Annotated in this window: 4 protein-coding genes; 3 read left to right on the top strand and 1 reads right to left on the bottom strand. The window is 51.5% G+C overall.

From position 1 onward, the window contains the following. Nucleotides 1–39: 39 nt before the first annotated feature. Entirely contained in the window at nt 40–762 is a 723-nt protein-coding gene (locus tag ABTW62_RS13730) for an REP-associated tyrosine transposase (protein WP_430905137.1), read from the bottom strand. 268 nt (nt 763–1,030) lie between these two features. Between ABTW62_RS13730 and ABTW62_RS13725 the strand changes: the two genes are divergently transcribed. The 3 genes from ABTW62_RS13725 (at nt 1,031) to ABTW62_RS13715 (ending at nt 2,916) form a co-directional block, all read left to right on the top strand. Then, a complete protein-coding gene (locus ABTW62_RS13725) occupies nt 1,031–1,645 on the top strand; it encodes a hypothetical protein (RefSeq protein ID WP_430905136.1) in 615 nt (204 codons plus the stop codon). Next, the gene (locus ABTW62_RS13720; RefSeq protein ID WP_430905135.1) at nt 1,646–2,182 is read left to right on the top strand and encodes a DNA-deoxyinosine glycosylase; all 537 of its coding nucleotides are present in this window, start codon (nt 1,646–1,648) and stop codon (nt 2,180–2,182) included. Nucleotides 2,183–2,634: 452 nt separating this feature from the next. Continuing rightward, nucleotides 2,635–2,916, top strand: a complete 282-nt coding sequence (locus ABTW62_RS13715) for a high-potential iron-sulfur protein (RefSeq protein WP_430905134.1) — start codon at nt 2,635–2,637, stop codon at nt 2,914–2,916. The last annotated feature ends 217 nt before the right edge of the window (nt 2,917–3,133 follow it).

Raw genomic sequence — 3,133 nt, 5'->3', positions numbered from 1 at the left:
TTGAATGGGTGCGATCCCACAATCGAAGCAATCGAAGGGTCAGACTTGTTTGATCCCGGTTTTCCGTCGATAATCTTCCGATTTACGATCTCCGCCCCTTGGCACGGGCGAGACGCGCCGCTTCAGTCTCCGCGCAATTCTGGCCTTGAATGGATCACTGCCTAGCACCCAGGCTTTATTGGTTGCCGCGCGTATTTCATCAAGCGTTTTTTCCGCAAGCTGCGTCTCGAACATTTGCCGATAGGCGCTTTGCCGCTGTGCACCCGTTTTGCCCAGCCGACGATATTCCCGTTGTGGCGTAATCACCCCATCGGGTTGACCTAATGCGTTATGCCGGTAACTTGACCATGGATAATCCGCTGGATGCGTGACCATGCCGGCGCGTAGCGGATTCAGTTCGATATAGCGCATGCAGGTGAATAGATACTGTTCGCTGTCGATCAGCGTGGCTTTATAACGCCCCTCCCATAAAGTCCCACTGCGTTTGTAACGATGGTTGAAATACTGAACATAATACCGGCCCAGCATTTGCATCAGCTTGCCGATGCCATCCCCGGCACGCGGCGTCACCAGCAAATGCACATGATTGGTCATCAGAACATAGGCATGGATATCGCAACTGTGCTTTTTTCCGGCCGCCTGAAGCTTTTGCAGAAAGAACTGATAATCCTCGTCCACGAAAAAGATTTCCTGGCGATTATTACCACGCTGGATCACATGTTGCGGTTGGCCGGGAATCACCAAACGGGGGAGGCGTGCCATTGATTGGTTGTCTGTCTATTCAAGGAGGCTACAGTTTATCTTGGCAATTATAATAAATCAATCTAATCTGACCCCTTTGGTTTCCTTTGGTTTCTTATCCCGGTTTTATCGGTTACACTGTGACAAATGGCCTGAACATTCATTCCACTCTATTTCCCGGAAAAATGGCACGTTTATCGAAAAGTGACCAGGAATGATTGATTGACATAAATGTCAAATCGATTCAGGTTTTCAGTAAGGAGTTACTACAATGTCCAGTCCAGTTGAAATGTCACACCCACTAGTATCCGTATCAAGCAATTTTTGTGCAAAATACCGTCATTTCTGGTCACTATCGCTGCTTGTCGTCGGTTTATCATGCCACGTCCCGTCATCGGGTGCAGCTGCGCCCGAGACCGTGTCGAGCAATTCGTCGGCTTTGTTGAATCTGGAAATAGCGGGTATCTCGCTCAGCACAGCACCCGAGAAAATTTCCGAGAAACTGGCAGCCCAGGGTTATGTCCAGTCAGGAGAACGCACTTTTCTTAAGGAAACCCCGCTTGCTGGCGGACGCAAAACGCTTTACCGGATTGATGTGGAAGTCAACACAACCCAGCGCAGTATCGCCTATACCCGGACTGAAAGCGGCGGACGTGTCAAAAGCCCGATGGCAAGAAGCCGTGTTGTGCCTGCAGATGAAATGGCTTGGGTACGCACGCTGTATGCCGCGGTCTGCGAGCATGTCGGAGATGAGATCAAGCAAGCGAGAGCCTGCCGGCCCGTTGAGGAAGGCGACATCGGTTTCGGCCAGGGCGCTCTGGTGAAAGTTTCGGACCCACTCGAAGCGGCGCTCGATGCCTCAGGACCAAACACGGCAGCCAGGATCATACAGCGCAAACAGTAAGTGCAGGACTCAGCAGCGAGAGGAGAAAAATCTGGCGTGGCCCGGATTCACGGTTTTCCGCCGATAGAGAATGCCCGGGCCGAGATCCTGATCCTCGGCAGCATGCCGAGCCTCGCCTCGCTCGCTGCCGACCAATATTACGCCCACCGGCAGAACGCATTCTGGCGCATCATGGCCGAGCTGCTCGGGTTTACGCCTGATGCGCCCTATCCACTGAGAAAGCAGGCGCTGCAAACGGCCGGCATCGCCCTGTGGGATGTCCTGCATGCCTGCGAACGCCACGGCAGCCTGGATGCGAACATCGTTGCAGCCAGCCAGGTCACGAATGATTTTGGCGCTTTTTTCCAGACCCACCCCGCAATCAGGCATATCTATTTCAATGGCAGTAAGGCCGAGTCGGCTTTCAAGCAACTCGTATTGCCCGCCATCCCCTGCCCTGCCAGCACGACCCGCCTGCCCTCGACCAGCCCGGCGAACGCTTCTATGACATTTCCCCAGAAACTGGCCGCATGGCGCACAATTGTGGATGCGCACTGAAAAACTGTTGCCGGCAGAACGGTCCAGGTTGATGTTGAGCTGGATTGCCGCGCCACTTCCACGGCTCGCCAAACGGGAGGATGCGCTTGCGTAGCATAAAATCGATGATAGATGCTTGCCGGGGCACATGTTCATTATTCACGAAACTGGAAATCGTGGAATCTCACTTTTCCCAATAACCGTAATTTAACGTCAGTCGGCTGGTGCACAAGCGCGGGATCAAGTCAGACACTCTGATCACCACTAACAAATCGCTTTGCATAATAAAAACTGACGCTACTGGCCGTTGCACGCGTTCTGGCAGCAAACATAAACACTTTACAACAAAAAGAAAAGGGCTAGAATGGAAATGCGGGTTTGACTATGAGACAGCAGTAGAAAAACCCCCGAATAGTCAAGAGATAAGCTTAGTCGTTATTGTATTTTTGTTTAACAGAGTACGAGGAGGGGCTATGAATTATCGTCAAAAAAAATTCTCGCGTCGTGAGTTAATCAAGTTTGTGGCCTTTGGTGCCGCTACACCATTTATTTGGGGGTTAACAAACAAGACCGAAGCAGCCAAAGCATCCAAAGCGCAAGTGAAGTATCAAGATAAGCCAAATGGAAATGAAAAATGCAGTAATTGCATACAGTTCATTCCTGGAGAAACACAAGACGCTAATGGTGAATGTAAAGTTGTACAAGGCAGTGTCAGCCCTCAGGGGTGGTGCACCGTATATGCTCCAGAATCATAACTGTGTAACGAAGAAATAACCAGCAGGGTATCTCACGCTCATAGGGTACCCTGTGAGGAGCGTAAGGAAGCTTGGGGTCAAGTCTTCTGTCGACGTATTCACGGGCGGAGTAAAGGACTGGCTTTCGATCGCCATTAGGAGTTGCTCATCTGTTTCCGGCCCTTTCGTTTGGCGGCGCCTCAATAGACATCCCCTGGTCAACTTCGCCAGCCCCTCT

Source organism: Nitrosomonas sp. ANs5 (assembly GCF_050584665.1).
Lineage (GTDB): Bacteria > Pseudomonadota > Gammaproteobacteria > Burkholderiales > Nitrosomonadaceae > Nitrosomonas.
This window is presented reverse-complemented; position numbering and strand designations above follow the sequence as displayed.

Coding starts and splice junctions, on each gene's coding strand:
- ABTW62_RS13730 (WP_430905137.1), bottom strand. CDS start 762: ATGGCACGCCTCCCCCGTTTGGTGATTCCCGGCCAACCGCAACATGTG.
- ABTW62_RS13725 (WP_430905136.1), top strand. CDS start 1,031: ATGTCACACCCACTAGTATCCGTATCAAGCAATTTTTGTGCAAAATAC.
- ABTW62_RS13715 (WP_430905134.1), top strand. CDS start 2,635: ATGAATTATCGTCAAAAAAAATTCTCGCGTCGTGAGTTAATCAAGTTT.